The organism is Pseudomonas sp. Fl5BN2 (assembly GCF_009908205.1).
Lineage (GTDB): Bacteria > Pseudomonadota > Gammaproteobacteria > Pseudomonadales > Pseudomonadaceae > Aquipseudomonas.
The window spans coordinates 296,078-313,329 of the sequence record NZ_JAAARL010000004.1; the positions used below are offsets into that span (position 1 = coordinate 296,078).

The following is a 17,252-nucleotide window of genomic DNA, read 5'->3' on the forward strand; positions in this document are numbered from 1 at the left end:
GACCCTGAGGATTCAGAGCATTCTCGTGCTCCCTTGGGATACGTCCTAATTCAACGGCTTTGCCGTGTTGCTAGTTTGTGCACCAACTAACACCCGAGCCAGGTACGGCGCCGGCTGGGTTTTCTCTCAAGCTTAAGGATGAGCCTATGTTCGCGTCGGCTGACACTGCGCAGTTTGTGCTGTCCATCCCCTCTGTTCGCCACGACTTCAAGGTGCTGGCCTTCAAGGGCCGCGAAGCCATCAGCGAGCTGTATGCGATCCGCATCGAACTGGTTTCGGACAACCCCGAGGTCGACCTGGAGAGCCTGCTCAACCAGCCCGCCTACTTGCAGTTCGGCCTGCGTGGCGAAGGCATCCATGGCCTGATCGACGATGTCGAAGTGGGCGACAGCGGCAAGCGCATTACCCGCTATCGCCTGATCCTGCGACCGCACCTGTACCAGTTGCAGCACCGGCACAACCAGCGGGTCTACCAAAACCTGACGGTGCCGCAGATCATCGCCAAGTTGTTCAAGGAACACGGGATTCTCGCCGACCAATACCGGTTCACTATCGCCCCCAAGCCTTCGCTACCCCGTGTGTACTGCGTGCAATACGGCGAGACGGATTTTGAGTTTCTACAACGCCTGTGCTTCGAAGACGGTATTCACTGGCACCACGAACACAGCCTCGACCGGCACCTGCTGGTGTTTTCCGACAACCAGACCGACTACCCGATCCTGGCCACTGCGCGCTATCAGCAAGGCAGCGGCCTGGCCGCCGAAGACCCGGTGGTCAGCCATTTCGCGGTGCGCTTCAGCACCCGTACCAGCCAGGTAGTCCGGCGTGACTACGACCTGAAAAAGCCCGACCCGCGCAGCGCCTCCAGCGGTGCCAAGCTCGACCCGGTGCCCAGCACCTTGCACAGCGGGGCCGGCATCGAGGCCTTGCCAGTGCTTGAGGACTACCGCTACCCGGGGCGCTACAGCACCGGCGCAGCGGGCAAACAACTGAGCCAGATCGCCCTTGAAGGGCATCGCGCCGACTACCAACTGGCCAAGGGGCAGAGTGATTTGCCGACCTTTCGCAGCGGCCATCTGTTGAGCCTGAGCGAGCACCCGCGCAGCGAATACAACCAGATGTGGCTGCTGGTAGAGGTTGAGCATGAAGGTCGCCAACCGCAGGCGCTGGAAGAATCGGTCACCAGCGACACCAGCACCGATGGCCGCTTCAGCCAGGGTTACCGCAACACCTTCAGCGCTATCCCTAGCGAGACCTTCTTTCGGCCTAAAGAGCCGGCTCCCAAGCCCCGCCTGAGCAGCCAGACCGCGCTGGTGACCGGTCCTGCCGGTGAGGAAATCTGGTGTGACGAGCACTCCAGGATAAAGATTCAGTTCAATTGGGACCGCGAGGGCGAGCGCAACGAGTTCTCCAGTTGCTGGGTGCGGGTGGCCAGCAGTTGGGCCGGTGACGGTTTTGGCCACGTGGTGATCCCGCGGATCGGCATGGAGGTGCTGGTGAGCTTTATCGGTGGCGACCCCGAGCAGCCGCTGGTGACCGGCTGCGTGCCGAACCAGCACACCCCGGTGCCTTATCCGTTGCCGGCGAACAAGACCCGCAGCGTGTTCAAGACCCTCAGTTCTCCCGGTGGCTGTGGTTTCAACGAACTTCGCATCGAGGATAAAAAAGGCGCAGAGCAGATATTCATCCACGCCCAGCGTGACTGGGATGAAAACATCGAGAACGACCAGAAGATCCGGGTGGGCAACGAGCGTCACGACACGGTAGAAAAAAATAGCTACAGCGAGTTCAAAGCTCAAGAGCACCGCACCACTCAAGGTGACCGCAAGGTGGAAGTCAAAGTCGATGATCACTTGATCATCGGCCAGAACCAGCACATCAGGATCGGCACGGCCCTACTCATCGAGGTCGGTCAAGAGATTCACCTGAAAGCGGGCTGCAAGCTGGTGATCGAAGCCGGCGCAGAGCTCACCTTGAAAGCCGGCGGTCACTTTATCAAGCTGGATGCGACTGGGATTACGATGAGTGAGCCCGTGGAAAAGATCAAGCCAAGTGGGGTGCCGGGCCAGGGTTCCGAGAATGCGGCATTATTGCCGGTCATTCCGTTACCGGCGGACTGGGATAAAGCAGGTAAGGCGATGTCTTCCAGGGTTTCGCAATCGGCTCCAGAAGTCATTCACAAACTGAGTGCGGTGTTGAGTCCGCTGCCGGGTATGCCGGGGTATCCAGATGAGCCATATACCCTGTTCGCCGATGGTGCGGTTATCCAGGAAGGACTGACCGGGGCCGATGGTGTCGTGCGGTTCGAGCATGTACCCGGCACTCAAGCCTATGCCGTCGAATTGGTCAATGGTCACCGCTTTGATATTGAAACCAAAGAAGAAGCCAGCGAACCCGCTACCGTGTATCACCAGCTAGGTCGTCAGGGTTATCGCGACTATCAGTCCACGATGGATCAGCTTGAACCGCTGGCTTCGGCCGAAAACTACCGTGCCTTGACGTTGGCTCCGACCAACACGCCCAAGGGCCATTGATTGCGGGGAGCCATGGAATGACCACTGACTACAGCGACCAATTAATTCAACTCACACCCACTGAACATCATGGCGCGACCTTGAGCATGGACTGGTACGCCAAAAAAGCCCTCTATCCACCGCGCACCGGGATGTACATCACGCCACTGATCAACGGCCAGCGGGCATTCGGTGCAGTGTATGACGCCATCCTCGTGGCAAACAAAAGCATCGACATCATCAGTTGGGGGTTTGACCCTGCAATGCGTTTCAAGCCTGACGGCGACCGGATCGGGGAAATGCTTGACGTTAGAGGTCGACATGGCGTCAAGACGCGAGTTTTGATCTGGAAAAATCCGCTGGCCAACTTCATGGAAAACACCGTGATCGGTGACGGACTCATGGGCTCGGGTGGCACCGCCATGGGCTCGGGGGTGACCCGTGGAAGCGCTGCTTCCAATAGCGACCGCCAGTATCGTCAGGCTCTGCAAACTCAACGCACCTACTATCAGCATGAGTTGGACAAACTGCAGGCGGCCAAACGGCAAGCGGCTCAAGGGCGAATGGACGGAGCGGGGTTTACCTCACTGCCTCCTAGCCCCGCACGCGAGCGCGAGTTGGAGAGCCTTCTGGCCAACATCGAACAGCAACTGAACGAGCAAAATAGCTACAACATAATCAAGGGTTCAGGCGCGCCCCAATACTCCCCCGACGAGCAGGAATACACCCGGGAATGGTTCAGCCGCGTGCACGATGGGCGAATGCAGAACGTCGAGTTCCGCACCCGCGACTTTTCCACGGAAATTCCGCTCAATGCAATCCTGCGCGGACCTCAGATGGAGAAAGAAAAGGGCCGTCTGGCGACACTCTATCGCCTGATCAAAGGCGAAGCGCCCGACGTCAACTTCCTGCACATGATGGCGCTGAGCTTCTTCGCCAGCCATCACCAGAAAATGGTGATGGTCGACTATGAAGACGCTGCTAACACAGTGGGTTTCGTCATGGGGCACAACATGCACCGCAACTACTGGGATACCAGCGCCCACCTGTATGACGACGCTGCAGCGCAGCGCAGTCCGGGCTTCGGCCCTTGGCAGGATCTGTCCATGAGGGTGCAAGGACCGGTATTGCATGACCTGAACCATAATTTTTGCACGGCGTGGGATCGGGAAACCTTTTGGATCAAGAAATGGTTTAAAGATGGCCTGCTGGAACAACGCCAAGCGATCAAGCCGAGTCATTTTAAAGATGCCGGCACCGTTACCGCACAGATATGCCGTACGCAACCGCAAGAAGGCGCAGAAACCTCGATTCTCGAGCTGCATCACAACGCTTTGGGTAACGTGCGCAACTACGCCTATATTGAAAATCAGTATTTCCGCTACGCCCCGTTTGCTCAACAGTTACGTGAATTGGCGGCGGCTTATCGCGCCAAAGGCCGCGACAAAGACCTGTATTTGTTCGTGGTCACCAACAACCCGAACAGCGGCAAATTTTCTAGCACGACCTACGCAGCCTTGCAGGAACTGGGGCAGGAGCAACTGATGCCTCAGGCTCAACGCACCCTGGTGGAAGAGATGGTGCAAAAACGTAGCCGTCTGGGTTATCTGAACACACACCTGAGTGCCAATCCCGGTGTGCAGCGCAATCAGCTCAAGCAGATTGAATCGCTGAAGAGCGACATTGCCCGCCTGGAACAACAGGGCGTCACTCCAGAGTCGGAGAGGCGTCTGGGAGGCCTCAAACCAGAGGACATTCCTCAACTTGGGCAACCGAAGCCGGACGCTGAGGAACAGGAGGAGGAAAAACCCTACACCCTTAAAGAGCTACCGGGGCTCAAGGTGGTCATTGCGACGCTCACTGCGTGCACGCCAGAACCGGGCTGTACACTGCCCGAAGGACGGCAGGCGTTTTTCCGGGACATCTACGTGCACTCCAAGCTGCTGGTCGTGGACGATGTGTTCAGCTTGCTCAGCTCAGCGAACATCAATACACGCAGCATGCACACTGATTCCGAGTTGGGCCTAGCGGCACCCGATCCGGATCTGGCCCTGCAGTGGCGCGACGAGCTATGGAAATTGCATGCTGGCAAGTCATTCAATGATGAGCAGTGGCGCTGTGATGCGCCAAAAAACTTCCAACGTTGGAATGATGTAATGGATGAGAATTGGAAAAATAACGGACGGAAACTTCCTCTTACAGCCCATCTCACTCGTTTTTGGGACGTGGAGACACCCTATGCGCAAGCCGTTGACTAAAGCGTTTTTATTTTTTGGGTTCATTACTAGTGTTTTATTGAGCGGAGCTCCAGCGATGGCCTACCCCACCTTTACCTGTGCCTACGAAAAAGACCATAACCCGCCGCTGGATGCCGAAGCAGAACGGTGGTTTCAACAGGCCCGCGCCTTGGAAAAAGCACGCGGCGTGAAAGACTGGAAAAGCATCCTTGAACTGTATGAAAAAGCTATCGCCAAAGATCATTGGAAGGCCATGCACAACCTGGCGGGCCTCTATCGCACGGGTTGGCCGGGCCAGCCGGGGGTGGAGCAAGATACCAGCAAGATGCTCGACCTCTATGAGCGCATGGTGAAACTCAAGGTGCCGTTGGGGTATTACGACTGGGCGGTGGTGGCTGAACAGGGGCGCGGGGTGCTGAAGTCAGACCGGATGGCCAGTTCATATATGTTCCAGGCGGCGCAGTTGGGCAGTCCGATGGCACAAGTACAGTTGGGCCGCCATTTCGCGTTTGCACTGCCACGGGAGAGGCAGGATGATGACATGGCGGAACAGTACTATCGCTGTGCAGGTGCTCAAGAAAACGCTAAAGCCGTATCAGAAACCGCTTCGTTTTATAAAATAGCCAAGCAGAATAAACCGCGTGCGCTGTTCTACTACCAACGAGCAGCTTCATTAGGTAACTCAACAGGGTTTCGCTCTCTCATTGGAGCCTTCGAGGCTCAACCAGACCCCATGTATGATTTTGGATATTCACCAGATGAGAAACTGCATGCGTTTTACTCGGATCTTGAGAGGCAACTTGATGCGAATCCTCAATTACGTTTCCCTAACCTGATGAACGACCATCCGCTGCCTGCTCACCCCAAGCAGGGTTTCGATGCGGAACACCCTGATCGACGGCCAGAAATTTAAGTGCGGCCATACCGAGCTACGACGAGGGGGATCACCCCCATCGTAGTTCTCCTTAGACGTCCAAGGCCTGCTTACGCAGGAACCCACCCTTGAGTGCAATCCGCTGCCAGCGATGGACGCTGCCGGCCTGTGTCAATACCTGTCGCCGTTGGGCTGGGAGCACATCAACCTGCTTTTCGAATTCAGCGGGCTCCCCGAGTCGGTCTGCTCGATGCCGTCCAGACCTGATGGGAGGAGCAAATAGCCTGCCCGGGAAGCGATTTGCCCGGGTCAGTGCATCGAAGCAGAGAGGGCGAAAAGCGCGAGGCCGCGACACTTGTGCGGCCCTTGCAGGGCGAGTCGATCAGGGCATGGTGCGCAAGCGAGCCATGCTCAGGACATCGACATACTGGCCGCCACGAATAGCGTAATCACGCAGTTGGCCTTCGGTCTCGAAACCGAACTTCTGGTACAAACCGATGGCCGCCTGGTTGTCGGCATACACCGTCAACTCCACGCGGCGCAGGTTCATCCAGTTGTCCGCCACCTCCAGCACCGCGGCCAGCAAGCGACTGCCGATACCCTGGCGCTGCCAGGCCGGCGACACCCCCATGCCGATGCCCGCGCAATGGGCACGGCGTACCCGGGAGAACTGTTCAAGGCTGCAGCTGCCGATCACCGCCCCCTGGTGCAAGGCCACCAGGGACACCTGCCGCTCGTTGTCCACACGCTGCGCCAGACGCTGGCGCCAGAGCTCACGGGACTGATAAGGCATCTGCAGGGTCTGGGCCGCCACGCTCGGCTCGCTGTACAGCGCCGTCACGCCGTCGAGGTGGGCTTCGTTGAAACGTTCGATGACGATGGTCGGATAGGAATGGGGCATGGCGAGGTCGTCCTTGAAGTCGAAGTGGCCATTGAGTGTAAGGCCCTCGGAGGTGTTCTGACGAGGCGGCTGACCGCCAGACACCACTTGGCTAACAATGACCAGCATCAAGGTCTTTTTGAGAGTCACACCACGGAGTCCACATCCCCCCTGTCGGCTTATCTTCCTTTGAGCTGACCGCAACCCCTCCTTTAAACAAACCACTCCTGGCGTTCGCTGAAGGTGTTGAGGATCAGATCCGCCAGTTGCTGTACTTCGGCTTCGTGTTGCACCTGGGCGTTCACCGCCAGCCAGGCGCGGCGCTGCATGCTGTCGGCGAACAGCCCGGGCAAGGCAATCAGGCCACGGTCGTAGCTGCTGATGTAGCGCGGCAGCAGGCCGATGCAGGCGCTGCAACGGATCATCTCCAGCATCAGTTCATAGGAGTGCACGTGCACCACCCCGGCCAGGCGCTGCTCCACCAGCCCATTCCACGGCCGGAACGGCTCTACCTGGCGGTCATGCTGCCACTGCACCAGCATGTAGTCGGTCAGGTCGTCGAGGCTGTCGGGGCGCGCCGCGGCCCGGGAATAACGCTTGGCGATGTGCGGCAGATAGTCGATGCGCGCCAGGGGCACCGGCTCGCGCGTGGCGAAACTGGGGCCCGGCACGGGCGAGTCCTCCCCCGCCAGCCACAACACCAGGTCGGCACTCAGGGCCTGCAACGACAGGTCGCTGTCGATGGAGATGATTTCCAGGCGGGCGCTGGCGTTGCGCCGCAGCAGGGCGATCAAGTCACGGCCGAGGATGTCGTGGAGGATGGTTTCCGCCACGGCCACGCGGATCAAGGGTTGCTCGATCACCGGCAACCGCCGCTGGTTGGCCAGGGCAATCAGTTGTGCCTGCAACTGCAGGCCTTCGCGACTCAGGCTCAAGGCATTCCCCTGATAGCAGAACAGTGAGCGCCGCAGGTGCTCCTCCAACAGCGCCAGTTGCTTGCGCAACAGCGTGGCCTTGATGTTCAGGCTGCGGGCCGCCTGCATGAAGCAGCCGCAGCGGGCGCTGACCAGAAAATACTGGGCAACCTCCGGGTCGATCCCGGCAGCCAGGGTCAGCCAGGCTTCCCGGGGTTCCTGGGGGGCGATGTAGGCGGCGCCTACTAGGAGTGGAGCGGGTTCGAGAAATGCCATGGGTGACTCCCTGTCGTGGTGGTGTTGCTTCCTTGGCTTGCAGGCGGTGAACCGCGCAAGTTTGCCTTCGCAGCAGGCGCTAGCTTGCCGTCGAAGCAGCCCGTAAGGCTGCCTGCGCCGGCTGCGGTTAGAGTTTTTCCTCCAGGACCTGGTTGAGCATCGCGCCGTCGATGCTCAGGGTCGCGGTGTTGAGCATGCCTTCCAGGTAAGCCTTGGCAATCTGCTCCTGGCGTTGCGCGCGCAGGGCCTCGGTCAAGCGATCACGTAGCTCATCCAGGCTGGCGGTCCGGGCCGGTTGTTGCGCCGTGAGCTTGAGGATGTGAAAACCCGCTGCGCTCTGCAGCACTTCCGAAACCCCGCCGACCTTGAGTCGCGAGACCGCGTTGCGCACTTCCGGCACCAGTTGCTGCAGCGGTTGCAGGCCGGAATCCCCTCCGCGCTGGGCACTGTCCTGGTCCTGGGAGTATTGCGCGGCCAGGGCGGCGAACTCTGCAGGTGCCGCCTGGGCCCTGCGGCTCAGTTCCAAGGCTTGCCGGCGCACCTGCTCGGCGGCTTGTGGATCAGCGACACCGAGGAAGATCTGGCTGACCCGGTACAACGGCGGGGTCAGCCAGGCCGACTTGCCACTGTCATAGGCCTGTTGCAGTTCCGCAGCACTGGGGTAATCCGCCGGCACCTGGCTGACCGACTGCAAGTAGTCGCGAAAGACAATCTGCTCGGTCGCATCGCGAGTCTGCTGCTGCACTTGCGGACGCTGGCCCCAGCCCTGGGCATCGGCCTGTTCCAGCACCGCCTTTTGCGCCAGGCGTGAACGAATCCAGGCTTCCAGGGCCGGGCGATTGCCCCGCAACTGCTCGCGGGACGCTTCGGGCAAGCCGGCAAACAGCGCCTTCAGCTCCTCGACCGCCACCTGCTGGGTGCCCAGGCGGGCCACCGCCGGGCCGCTGGCCACGCTCGGTGGCAACACCGCCAGCGCCGGTTGCTGGGCCGCCACCGGATCGTTGCCCGGGCGCAGGCTCAAGCCCACCGCCAGCCCGAGCAGCGCCAAGGCCCCGGCGCCGACCACCAGGGTTGGCTTTTTCACAGGGTCGCCGCCTCTTCACGGGGGTTGGCGGAGGCCGCGTCGAGTGGCAGCTCTGATTGCTGCTCCGGCGGTTGTTCGGCCTGGGCGCGCAACTGCGCAGCCTGCTGGCTGTATTCGCGCAGATAGACGATGAACTCCTGGAGCAAACGGTCCCAGAGCTCCAGGTTGCCACGCAGGTGGGTCTCACCCACCCCGGCCACCACCACGTCCATCTCCATCACCAGGAACTCGCCCTGCAGCGACAGCCGGGCAAAGCGTCGCGAGGCGTTCCACAGTTCCGCCAAACCGCCGGGCAATTCGCCCTGGACCCGCAGCGCGCAGCTGAAGGTAAAGTCCACATAGTGGCCCGGCTCGGCCGTCGGGTTACCGAAACGCACCGCGTAGCCGATGCCCTGGCTGGCGCTGAGCAATTGCACGATGCCGTTCTGCTCGGTCTGGTTGACTCGGTAACCGGCGCCTTGCAGCAGCTCGGTGAGGCTGTCGATGGTCACGCTGTCGATCAAGATGGTCTGCGTCATGAAGCAATCTTCCTTGTGGTCAATCAATGGGCTTGCGCTGCGCTGCGCGCGTCAAACTGGGTCTGGTAGAGGTCATCGCCAAAGCCCTGGGCCAGTTCCTCGAACTTGACCCGGGCGCTGCCGGCGAACGGCTGGCGGATTTTCACCACCTCGGCCACGTCGATTTTTTCGTAGGCCGTGAGAATCTCCTTGGCGATGCCGTACATCTGTTGATTCTTGACTGCACATTGCTGCACTTGTGTGTCACGTTCGGCCAATTGCACCTGCAATTTGGCCCGCTCGGCTTCCTTGCCTCGGGCCAGCACCAGCAACTCGTCGTAGGCCTTCTTGAACTTGCCCAGTTGCTCACCATTGGCGGCGGCCTGGGCCTGGGCCTGGCTTTGCAGCGTCTGCTGCTGGCCCACCAGTTGCTCGGCCACGCCCCGGGTCTTGGCCAGTTCGGCGCTCAGTTGCTTGATCTGCGCCTGGGCGTCCTTGGCCGAGTTTTCCGCAGCAATCCGCGCCGCGCTGGCCTGGGCCTGTTCGCTCTGCAACGCCTGCAACTGCTGGGTGGTGCTGCGCAACTGGGTGCGCAGGCGCTCCTCCATGCCTTCGGCCGAGGCCTGGCCGGCAGTCAGCACGCCCCAGGCCAGCAACCAGATGGCCCCTGCCCTCGCTCGGGTGTTCATACCGTCATCTCCCTGCGCTTTAGAAACGCGTGTTGAGTTCAAGCTGCATGACGTCGACCTCGAACGGCGCGCCATAGACTTCTGAAGCGCTCAAGTAACGGGCGCTGGCGTAGATGTTCTTGTCGATGCCGTAGTTGCCGCCGATGAAATAACCTTTGGCGTTGGTCCCACCGAGGTGGAACGAAGAGTCGTTGAAGCCGTCCGGCAAGGCGTCCGGCTGGATGTACTTGTAGCCAGCCAGCAGGTTCCAGTCGCCGGTCTTCTTCATCTCCAGCGCGTTGCCCAGGGTGAACTGCACCAGCAGCGCATTACCGCCACTTTCGAACTGGCCATTGCGGTTGATGTTGTTGACGATCTGCCCCTCGCTGCGCTTGAGCATTTCGCCCTTGTCGTAGGCCAGGTTATGGATGAAGTTGCCCTGGCTGCGCAGCTTCAAGTCATCCGGCAGTTCGGTGTCCCAGGCCAGGTTGAGGTCGAGCACGTCGAACTTCGAGGCCAGGCCGACAAACTGCGGCTGCGGGGTCAGGCCCGGCGTGGCCGGGTTGGGGGTGATGTCGCGCAGCAGGAACACGCTGTTGCCTTTTTGCATGAACGCCACACGGCTGGTGTCGGTGTCGCAGCCCGGGTCCCCGGCCCATGGCGAGCAAGGGCTGGAGCGCTGGCCCTCGATGTCGTCGAAGCGGTAGTAGGCCACCGCACCCTTGAGGCTGTTGCTGCGGTTGATCTTCCAGTTGGCGCCGATCTGCCCGCCGAACAGCCACTTGGTGTCGCTCTCTTCCTTGTCCCAGCCGTTGCTGCTGGCGGTGTCGTTGGTGTACTCCACCGGGAACACCCCGAGCGTGCCGAACAGGCCCCAGTCGCTGTTGAGCTTGTGGTTGAAGATCGCCGCCACGCCGTCGAAATTCAGGTCGTTGGAATACATCATGTCGGTGGAATAGAACGGGTTGGCAAAACGGCCGCCGGTCAGGGTCAAGTCCGGGGTGGCCTTCCAGGTCAGGTAGCCCTGGTCGAGCCAGATGTCCTTCTTGCCAAAACCGCCACCCAGGGTCTGGGTGGTGGACACCGGGTTGTTGTCCGAACCGGTGCCGATGCGGATGCCGGCGGTCCATTCCGGAGCGATGATCGCCTTCATGCCCAGGCGTGCCCGCAGGCGAAACAGGTTGTCGCGGTCCTCACGGGTGTTGAGCAGCGGCGGCAGCTTGCTGTTGGTGTTCTTGTTGACGTCGTAGGGCCCGCTGTCATTGAGCTTGGCGTAGTCGGTGATCTGGTTGTTGTTGTTGTCGGAAAAGAACCGCGACTCGCTGCGCAGGCGGATATCGCCATCGAAGCTGATGCGCGACACCCAATCCGGGAAGGTGTTGGGCTGGGCCCAGTTTTCCTGCTTGGCGGTGGCCATGACCTCGGCCTTGACCTGGTCGCGGATCTGGTCACGGACGATGGCCGGCACGTACTGCACCCGCACGTCCCCCGGCGCTGCGGCGGGCCCGGTGGCCGCCACAGCGGTGGCGGCACTGGCCTGACGGGCCTGCTGGGCCTCCTTCTCGGCCTGGGCGATCAGGCCATCGGCCTGCTCCTGCTTCAATACCCCCTGCTGCACCAACAGACGGATCAGGTTGATCGTGGCGTTCTCCGAGGGCGCGGCCGCAGCGGCCACGGCCGAGCCGGCCAGGGTCAGGGCGACCAGGCCGAGCGCCAGGGTCAATCGATTCACGGTGGAAATCATCTGCACACAACTCCTGTAGAAACTGCAAAAGAGGTTCGATCAATCCGGACGCCGGCCCTTCAGGGACAGGCGCACTGGCAGGGTCAGGGAAGCCGGGACCCGTTCCTTCAAGCGCGGCGTGGCGCGCAACGCGGCCAGCACCTGCTCATCGGTCTGGGCATCGCCGCTGGAATTCACCAGCTCGGCGCGGGTCACCTGGCCCTCGGCGCCGAGCCACAGATCGGCCTGCACCGCATAGGCTTTCTTGCGCAACTCCGGGTCTTCGCGCAGGGCCTTCTGGAACATCGCGGCCAGGTACTGCTTGTAGGTCCCAGTGCCCAGGCCGCCACCACCGGCGCCGGCCATGCCGCCGCCCTTGCCGGCGCCGACGTTGAAGCCGTCGTTGCCAGACTGCGCGTCACCGTCGATCTGCATCGGGTTGGCCAGGTCATCCGCCGGCGAAGGCGGCGCCTCGTCCTCGGGCTTGACCTCCTCCGGAGTCGGCGTAGGTTCGGGTTCCGGGATCTTTTCCTCCACCGGCTCCGGTTCTTTGGGTTTTTCCGGCGGCGGTGGTGGCGGAGGCGGTAGTGGCGGCAACGGGATGATGGTCGGCACCTTCGGCGCTTCCCGACGCACCCCGGCCATGTCATTGGCCCACTGCCACAGCAGCCAGGCGGCGACGGCGCCGAGCAGCAGCCCGGCGCCCCACTTCAACAGGCGCACGAGGTCTGGCTTGCGCTGCACCGGCGGTAGCTGGATTGGTTGTTGTGCGGTCATGACTCAGCCCTGGCTCGGTTTGCCGGTGACCAGGCCAACCTGGGACAACTCCAGGCGGCGCAACAGGTCGAGGACTTCGATGACCTTCTGGTACTGCACCGTGGCATCGCCGCGGACGATGACCGGGAAGTCCGGGTTCTGCGCCTTCTCGATACGCAGGCGCTCCTCCAGCTCGCCGAGGGTCACCGGGTAGGCATCTAGGAACACTTGGCCGCCGTCGTTGACTGAAATCGCCTTGGTCTTGGCCTCCGACAACGACACCGAGGCGCTGGCCTTGGGCAGGTGGATCTGGATGCCCGAGACCTGGGCAGTGGCGGTGAGGATGAACATCACCAGCACCACCATCAGCACGTCCACCAGGGGCGTAATGTTGATGCTGTCGACGGCCGCGTCGTCTTCGTCATCGTGGGACGCATTCACAGAAGCCATGGCAGTTCTCCTCAGGCCGGAACCGACGCGTTGCTGTGAGCCACCCGCCAGTGCGCGGCTTCGCTGTGCTGGCTCTCGCCATGCAGCTCCGCCAGACGCGTGATGAACTCATCGACGAACACCCGCATGTCGGCGCCCACTTCCTTGTTGCGGGTAATCAGGCGGTTGTAGCCAAACAGCGCCGGGATCGCGACGAACAGGCCCATGGCGGTGGCCAGCAAGGCCGCGGCCATGCCCGGGGCGATGGCGTTGATGTTGACGTCACCGGCCATCGCGGTGCCAAGGAACACCACCATGATCCCCAGCACCGTGCCCAGCAGGCCGATGTAGGGGCCGCCGGCGATGGCGTTGGACAGGGTCGAGAGCTTGGCGCTCAACTGCTGGTTTTCCCGGGTGCGCACGCCGTCCATGGAGCAGCGGATGGCCTCGATGGTCGCCGCCGACACCGACGAGGTATCGGCGCCCTGTTCGCGGCGGGTGCGGATCTCCTTGACCGCCACCTGGTACAGGCGCCACAGCGAGGAATGCTCCAGGCGCTGGGCCAGGGCCTGATCGTCAGCGAACATTTCCAGGCGCGTGCCGACCTTGGCGAACTGCTCGCGAAATACCTGATTGGCAGCGCTGACCCGGCTGACCATGCGGTTTTTGCGCAGCATGATGATCCACGACTGGACCATCATCCCCACCAGCACCAGGATGATCACCCAGGCGTCCACCGGCACCGCCTTGAGCAGGAATCCCAGGCTGCCGAAACCGAAGCCCGACTGCTCCTCATCGACGCCGTAGACCACCAGCTTCGACTCCGCGCCCTGGGCGCTGGCATCCGCCAGGATCAACGCCGCCGGACGTGCAACCTTGGACAGGCGCAGCTCATCCAGGGCCCCGGTGAACGGCAGGAACGGGCTGGCCTCGGCCCCCGCCGCCGGCGGCAGGTCGGCACCGATGGCCAGCACCGAATTGAAGCCAGGAATGGCCTGGGCCAGGGTCGCGGTTTCCCGGCCATTGACGTACAGCGCCAGCTTGCTGCCCTCGCCGCTCAGGGCCAGGTGCTGCCATTGTCCCGGGTTCAGCGGTTGGCTCGACACCGCACGCTGACCGTCCACTTCAACGAACGGCATGCCCTGGTTGATCCCCAGCAGCAGGCTGCCGGCGCCTTCACGACGGGCCAGGATCAGCTGCTCGCCGCTGGCCTGATCCAGGCGCACCCAGGCGCTGAAGGTGAAGGCGCCGCCGGCGTTGTGCTGCAACGACGGGCTGGCCGGCAGCAGCAGCGGCTGGCCGCTGAACTGCAGGGCCCGGCCGATCACCCCGTCGATGGCCGCGCCGGTGGCGTTCTGTGCAGTGTTGCCGTAGGCGGTGGTGTCCTTGGCCGGCGTGCCGTTGCTGCCGTCGAAGTGATAGATCGCGGTGTAGCCGGGGTCAAAGGTCACTTGACCATTGCTGGTGCCCGGGGCCTTCTGGTTGCCGTAGTACATCCAGATGTCCTGGCGCTGGCCGCCTTCGACCTTGGGCACATCGACCCAGATCAGCGCCATGCCCATCAGCGGGTCGAAGCTTTCGATCTGGTGGTTGAGCACGGTCTTGTCATCGGCGGCGACAAAGCGCAGGTCGGCGCCGTCGTCCTTGACCCCGTCAAAGGTGAAGTTGCCGGTGTGCAGGCGCACCAGCAGCGCGGTGCGGCCCAGGGCTTCGTTGATCGCCGCGCCTTGCGGGGTGGTGTCCACCGAGATCTGTTTGCGGTAATGCCAGTCGTCCTGCCACCAGGCATGGGCCGTGGCCGGGAGCACGAAGCCCAGGCAGATCAACAGGCTCAGGAATAAGCGTTGCATGTGAAGGGTTCTCCGAAAAAAGGCGTCAGAACGTCGCCTGCACACTGAAGTGCACGCGCGGGTCGTATTTCTGGGTATTGGGTCCGTCCAGCAGCGGGTAACCCCAGTCCAGGCTGCCGGACAGCCACTTGCTCAAGCTGGCGCGGGTACCCAGGCCAACGCTGGCCAGGCTGTACTGGTCTTCCTGCTCCACCATCGGTTCGTGCAGGCGCATGCGCGCACCTTCGGCAAAAGCGTAGAAACGCCACTCCTGCACATAACTGCCGAGAAACTTGGCCAGGGACGGCGTGCGCAACTCCTGGGACAGCAGGTAACCCTCATCACCCGTGCGCTCGGCGGCCAGGTAGCCGCGTACCGAGGTAGCGCCACCGGCGGAATACTGCTCGTTGGACACCAGCGGCCCCGAAGCCAGCTGGAACGCCCCCTTGGACGCCGACTGCCAGGCGTTGGCGAAGGTGTAGGTGAAATTCAGGTCGCCCTTGAGCACCGAGAAACTGGCATTGGCCTCGTCGCGCTTGTACTGGAACTCCTTGGCGTCGCTGCCGTAGCCGAAGAAGCGCCGGGTGCCGACGATCAGGTTCAGGCCCAGGCCCAACTGAGCTTTCTCGCTGTAGCGGTAGCCGTTGTAGCCAAAGGTCAGCGGCGCGTACTTCAGCGGAATCTGGTCGCTGCTGCGGCCAAAGCGCATCTCTTCGTCGAAGTCCTTGAAGTCCACCCCCACCGACAGCGAGTTGGCCCAGTTGCGGGCCGCAGGCAAGGTGTAGATCGCCGACACCCCGTAGGAATGACCCTTGCCCAGCACGTTGCTGCCGCCGATGGTGGCGATGTTGCTGTCGGACTGGTAGCCGGAGAACTGCAGAGCCCAGCGATCGCTCAGGGGCGCGGTGTAGGAACCGGACCAGACCTTGGCGTTGTCGGTGTCCTGGGGCGCGGTGAAATAGGTCAGGGAAATGCTGTGGCCCAACTGCCAAAGGTTGTCGTAACCCACCGTCGCCACTGTGCGCAGCTTCTCGGTGTCGGCGCTGTAGTCGTTGTTCAAGCCGATGCTGGCGTGCCAGGGGCTTTGGTCCTCCACCTGCAGATCCACATCCATGGTTCCCGGCCGCTGGCCCTCGCGCACCAGCGGCATCACCTGGCGCCCGGCACTGCGATTGAGCCCGGACAACTGGTTCTGCACCGTGGCGAAATCCGGCACCTGGCCTTCTTTCAGCGCCGGTACCTGGTCGCGGATCTCCACAGGCGAATAATGTTTGGCACCCACCACCCGCACCCGGCCGACCTTGGTTTCACTGACCTGCAAATAGACGATGCCGTCCTCGACCTTCTGTTCCGGCAACTCGACGAACACCGACTGATAGCCGCGGGCCTGATAGACCTTCTGCAGCGCATCACGCGCGCCCTCGATATCCCCCAAGGCCTTCTGCGGCCCCAGGAACGGATACACCGCCTCCTCGATGGCCCGCGCATCGAGCACGGTATTGCCGCGCACAAAATACTCATTGACGTCCACCAACCGCGCCGGCGCCGCCTGAGTAGCCTCGGCCGCCACCGGTGCGCCCTCTTCGGCCTGCACCGCCGGCACCAGCGCCAACAGGGTCAACCAGCCGCACAACGGCCACCAACGCCCGCTACTGCCCGGCCATCCTGAATTCAACAGATGCTCCACACCGCCCCCTAGATGACTGAAGATTGGCGCCCACGCGCCCTGGACCGTCGCCGACTTCACGGCGTTTGGCCGACTCAATGACTGGCTGTCGAGGTGGTTTCGTGGCGGGCCAGCCAGGTGTGCAGAAGCGCGAAGTTCAGCGAGAACTCCGGCATTTGCAGCAAGGCGCCGCAGAACACTTCACCGATGATTTTCTGGATCAACTGCACCGCCCGCGGATTGTTCAACAGCGTGGCGATCTCGCGACTGAGGACATTGAAACTCCAGACCTTCTGATTCAGGTCCAGGCCGACGAACCAGCGGAACAGCAGGTTGTAGCTGAGCTGCTCATACAACTGCTGCTCGCTGGGCACCGAATACAGCAACTGCAGCAACAGAATGTGCATCACCGTGCGTGGTGCAATCAGCATCCCCGGCTCGGCGTTGAGGGCCAGGAACAGTTGCCGATGCTGATCCAGCAGGTCCTCGATCTGCGGGCGCAGCAGCACCAGCGAATGGCCTGGCGGGATATAACTCGCCACCTCCTTGGACGCGCCCTGCCAGTCATCCTGGGAGACAATCCAGACCCACGGCGCGCCATAGCGATAGACCGACACCGGCTTCTTGCGCGCGGCCTCGACAATCTTCGACAGCCGTTGATCCAGCTCCTGCATGCCCACTTTCGAGTAGCGTTCCATAGTCCCCATAGCCTCACTCCCGGCGTCCCGCCTCGGCTTAAAAAAGTGGCCTTGCGGCCCCCTCAAGCGCGTTACATACCCAAGACTTGCGTGGCCATGTGCTACCGAACTTTTGTCATAAAAGCTTCATTCACAAAGGCCAACGGAAGGACAAACCACGACCTGCAGAAACCTCGTAGGAGCCGGCTTGCCGGCGAAGACCTGCGCC

General features: G+C 62.0%; 14 protein-coding genes. 3 read left to right on the forward strand and 11 right to left on the reverse strand.

Annotated elements, in window-relative coordinates:
- The first annotated feature begins 146 nt into the window (after positions 1-146).
- The 3 genes from tssI to GV819_RS07615 are packed head-to-tail and all read left to right on the forward strand — an operon-like array spanning position 147 to position 5,663.
- On the forward strand, positions 147-2,534 hold the full coding sequence (gene tssI, locus GV819_RS07605) for a type VI secretion system tip protein VgrG (protein WP_161755100.1): 2,388 nt from the start codon (positions 147-149) through the stop codon (positions 2,532-2,534).
- Positions 2,535-2,551: 17 nt separating this feature from the next.
- Positions 2,552-4,771, forward strand: a complete 2,220-nt coding sequence (locus GV819_RS07610; RefSeq protein ID WP_161755102.1) for a phospholipase D-like domain-containing protein — start codon at positions 2,552-2,554, stop codon at positions 4,769-4,771.
- Positions 4,752-5,663, forward strand: coding sequence for a tetratricopeptide repeat protein (locus GV819_RS07615; protein WP_256667400.1), 912 nt, complete (start codon positions 4,752-4,754; stop codon positions 5,661-5,663). The genes GV819_RS07610 and GV819_RS07615 overlap by 20 nt, the downstream gene beginning before the upstream one ends.
- Before the next feature lie 343 nt (positions 5,664-6,006).
- On the opposite strand, the gene GV819_RS07620 is transcribed toward GV819_RS07615, so the two are convergent.
- The 11 genes from GV819_RS07620 to GV819_RS33685 all read right to left on the reverse strand — a co-directional run bounded on the left by GV819_RS07620 (position 6,007) and on the right by GV819_RS33685 (position 17,053).
- Positions 6,007-6,525 (reverse strand): GNAT family N-acetyltransferase, encoded by a 519-nt coding sequence (locus GV819_RS07620; protein WP_161755290.1) that lies wholly within the window; start codon positions 6,523-6,525, stop codon positions 6,007-6,009.
- A 191-nt stretch (positions 6,526-6,716) separates the two neighbouring features.
- Positions 6,717-7,694 carry a LysR family transcriptional regulator gene (locus tag GV819_RS07625; RefSeq protein WP_161755104.1) on the reverse strand — a complete coding sequence of 326 codons (978 nt, stop codon included), beginning with the start codon at positions 7,692-7,694 and terminating at the stop codon, positions 6,717-6,719.
- A 127-nt stretch (positions 7,695-7,821) separates the two neighbouring features.
- Positions 7,822-8,778 (reverse strand): peptidylprolyl isomerase, encoded by a 957-nt coding sequence (locus GV819_RS07630; protein WP_161755106.1) that lies wholly within the window; start codon positions 8,776-8,778, stop codon positions 7,822-7,824.
- Positions 8,775-9,296, reverse strand: a complete 522-nt coding sequence (locus tag GV819_RS07635) for a YbjN domain-containing protein (RefSeq protein WP_161755108.1) — start codon at positions 9,294-9,296, stop codon at positions 8,775-8,777. The genes GV819_RS07630 and GV819_RS07635 overlap by 4 nt, the downstream gene beginning before the upstream one ends.
- A 23-nt stretch (positions 9,297-9,319) precedes the next feature.
- Positions 9,320-9,964, reverse strand: coding sequence for a DNA repair protein (locus tag GV819_RS07640; RefSeq protein ID WP_161755110.1), 645 nt, complete (start codon positions 9,962-9,964; stop codon positions 9,320-9,322).
- Between the two features lie 19 nt (positions 9,965-9,983).
- A complete protein-coding gene (locus GV819_RS07645; protein ID WP_161755112.1) occupies positions 9,984-11,687 on the reverse strand; it encodes a putative porin in 1,704 nt (567 codons plus the stop codon).
- 39 nt (positions 11,688-11,726) lie between these two features.
- Complete coding sequence (locus GV819_RS07650) at positions 11,727-12,443, reverse strand: energy transducer TonB family protein (protein WP_161755114.1); 717 nt, start codon at positions 12,441-12,443, stop codon at positions 11,727-11,729.
- Between the two features lie 3 nt (positions 12,444-12,446).
- On the reverse strand, positions 12,447-12,872 hold the full coding sequence (locus tag GV819_RS07655; protein WP_161755116.1) for an ExbD/TolR family protein: 426 nt from the start codon (positions 12,870-12,872) through the stop codon (positions 12,447-12,449).
- 11 nt (positions 12,873-12,883) lie between these two features.
- The gene (locus tag GV819_RS07660; RefSeq protein WP_161755118.1) at positions 12,884-14,701 is read right to left on the reverse strand and encodes a DUF2341 domain-containing protein; all 1,818 of its coding nucleotides are present in this window, start codon (positions 14,699-14,701) and stop codon (positions 12,884-12,886) included.
- A 25-nt stretch (positions 14,702-14,726) separates the two neighbouring features.
- Entirely contained in the window at positions 14,727-16,355 is a 1,629-nt protein-coding gene (locus GV819_RS07665; protein ID WP_178125954.1) for a ShlB/FhaC/HecB family hemolysin secretion/activation protein, read from the reverse strand.
- 86 nt (positions 16,356-16,441) lie between these two features.
- Positions 16,442-17,053, reverse strand: a complete 612-nt coding sequence (locus GV819_RS33685; protein WP_178124718.1) for a transposase — start codon at positions 17,051-17,053, stop codon at positions 16,442-16,444.
- Positions 17,054-17,252 lie beyond the last annotated feature (199 nt).